The sequence below is a fragment of the Klebsiella sp. Ech2A genome (assembly GCF_030078455.1).
Lineage (GTDB): Bacteria > Pseudomonadota > Gammaproteobacteria > Enterobacterales > Enterobacteriaceae > Klebsiella > Klebsiella terrigena.
In genome coordinates this window covers 1-2,224 of record NZ_JAQGFU010000359.1, presented here as the reverse complement: position 1 = coordinate 2,224, position 2,224 = coordinate 1, and the positions used below count along the sequence as shown (strand labels likewise).

Here is a 2,224-nt window from a genome sequence, read left to right as displayed (position 1 = left end):
CGTTGTTGGCCGCCCGCGCGACGGAGCAGATTTGCTGCGCCGAAGGGGAGGCGAAAAGGTTGCCCATGGCCGCGCCGTGGGCCAGGCCCTGGCCCACCAGCCCGGCGAAGGCGGGGTAGTGCCCGGATCCGCCGCCGACCACGATAGCCACGCCGCCCGGCCGGCTTTGGGTGTTGCGCACGACACCGCCGGGAACCTGGCGCACCATTGACGCGTGCGCGCTGACGAAGCCCGCCACCATTTCTTTTGCAAAGTCTGACGGTCGGTTAAAAATCCAGCTCATTTTGTCTTCTCCAGATGATTTGTATTTAGTTTCCCAGCCGCCAGTTTCTGGCCATTTGTACCATCACAAATGAACGCTATCAGATCACATGATTCAATCAAATGTTCAGCAGGTGGATATGTGATCGCGGTCGTGATTTGCTTAATAAAGCTATTTTTTGTGCGATTCCCCCTTTTTTAGCCGTCGTTTTCTTGCTAAACCTTATTACATACGAACAACTAGTGAACTTTAGTTCAGTTAAGCGGCCGGGAATTCCAGCCTGAATCCATCACACGAGCGGCTTCTGAACATAAGTTTGATACTAACGCTGTCATTGATGAGGTAAGAAAAATGTTGAAAGTCGCAATCGGTGCGGATGATGCTGCGACCGGACTGAAAAATCTGGTAAAGGAACATCTTCAGCAGCGGGATATCGAGGTCGTTGATTTCAGCCACGACGTGGCGGGAAATGAGCAGATCTACCCGGATATCGCCTTTAACCTGGCTTCGGCTATCCGCCAGGGCACCTTTGAGCGCGGGCTGCTGTTTTGCGGCACCGGCATCGGGATGGCGATTGTGGCGAATAAGGTACCCGGCATTCGCGCCGCGCAGTGTCATGACGTTTACTCGGCCGATCGCGCCCGCAAAAGCAATAATGCGCAAATTATGACCCTCGGGGCGCGGGTTGTCGGCAGCGAGCTGGCGCTGATGCTGGTCGATACCTGGCTTGCCGCCGAGTTTGAAGCCGGGCGCTCCGGGCCGAAGGTGCAGCGTATCGATTACTACGAAACGCTGGTTCACCCGGACGGTGCGGCCCGCGCAGAAGAATAAAGGAGTCATCACGATGACCATTCTGGAAAAACTGAAAGAAGTGACCACCGTCGTTGCGGACAGCGGCGATATCACCGCTATCCGTGAATACCATCCGCAGGATGCCACGACCAACCCGTCGCTGATCCTCAAGGCCGCTGCGCAGCCGCTCTATCGCCCGCTGATCGAGCAGGCTATCGCCTGGGCCTGCGAGCAGGGCGGCACGGCGCAAACGCGGCTGATTAACGCCGGCGATAAGCTGGCGGTGAATATTGGCCTCGAGCTGCTGGGCCAGGTGCCGGGCAAGGTGTCGACGGAAGTGGACGCCCGCCTCTCTTACGACCGCGGGCTGTGCGTGGCAAAAGCGCGCAAGCTGATCCGCCTGTACGAACAGGCCGGAATTGACCGCTCCCGCGTGCTGATCAAGCTGGCGGCGACGTGGCAGGGGATTAAGGCGGCGGAGGAGCTGGAGCGTGAAGGCATTCACTGCAACCTGACGCTGCTCTTTTCGTTTGCCCAGGCGCGCGCCTGCGCCGAAGCGGGAGTGTGGCTGATTTCGCCCTTCGTCGGGCGAATCTACGACTGGTATCGCGAACGTAATCTGCTGGAAGACGACGCGGCGGAGAACGATCCGGGCGTGGTCTCGGTGCGCAATATCTACGACTACTATAAGAAGCACCGCTATCCGACGGTGATTATGGGCGCGAGCTTCCGTAAAACGGCGCAGGTGATAGCGCTGGCCGGCTGCGATCGCCTGACCATCGCCCCCGCGCTGCTGGAGGAGCTCAGCCGAATGGAGGGCGATCTTCGCGTTGCGCTGGTGCCTCCGCAGGCCGGCGAGGTACCGCCGTCGCCGCTGACCGAGTCCGAGTTCTACTGGCTGCACAATCAGGACCCGATGGCGGTCGATAAGCTGGCGGAGGGCATTCGCCTGTTTGCCCAGGACCAGCAAAAGCTGGAGACGATGCTCAGCGAGCTGCTGGAAAAACAGGAGGCGGACGATGTCATCGCGTAGAGAGCTGGCGAACGCTATTCGTGCGCTGAGCATGGACGCGGTACAGAAAGCCAAATCCGGCCACCCGGGTGCCCCGATGGGAATGGCTGACATTGCCGAAGTCCTGTGGCGGGATTTCCTGAATCATAACCCGAACA

At 59.1% G+C, this 2,224-nt stretch carries 4 protein-coding genes; 3 read left to right on the top strand and 1 reads right to left on the bottom strand.

Translation table 11 applies throughout. The features are described from left to right. A partial coding sequence (locus tag PFH44_RS26925) for a dihydroxyacetone kinase subunit DhaK (RefSeq protein WP_283826739.1) occupies positions 1 to 283 on the bottom strand: 283 nt, incomplete at its 3' end. Between the two features lie 330 nt (positions 284 to 613). On the opposite strand from PFH44_RS26925, the gene PFH44_RS26920 reads away from it, so the two are divergent. The 3 genes from PFH44_RS26920 to PFH44_RS26910 all read left to right on the top strand — a co-directional run. Then, entirely contained in the window at positions 614 to 1,093 is a 480-nt protein-coding gene (locus tag PFH44_RS26920; protein ID WP_045857825.1) for an RpiB/LacA/LacB family sugar-phosphate isomerase, read from the top strand. Between the two features lie 13 nt (positions 1,094 to 1,106). After that, positions 1,107 to 2,087 (top strand): transaldolase, encoded by a 981-nt coding sequence (gene tal / locus PFH44_RS26915; protein ID WP_045857827.1) that lies wholly within the window; start codon positions 1,107 to 1,109, stop codon positions 2,085 to 2,087. After that, a partial coding sequence (locus PFH44_RS26910) for a hypothetical protein (protein WP_283826740.1) occupies positions 2,074 to 2,224 on the top strand: 151 nt, incomplete at its 3' end. The genes tal and PFH44_RS26910, both read left to right, overlap by 14 nt.

Bases quoted from the DNA above. Each gene is read 5' to 3' on its own strand.
- PFH44_RS26920 (WP_045857825.1), top strand. From the start codon at position 614: ATGTTGAAAGTCGCAATCGGTGCGGATGATGCTGCGACCGGACTGAAA.
- tal (WP_045857827.1), top strand. From the start codon at position 1,107: ATGACCATTCTGGAAAAACTGAAAGAAGTGACCACCGTCGTTGCGGAC.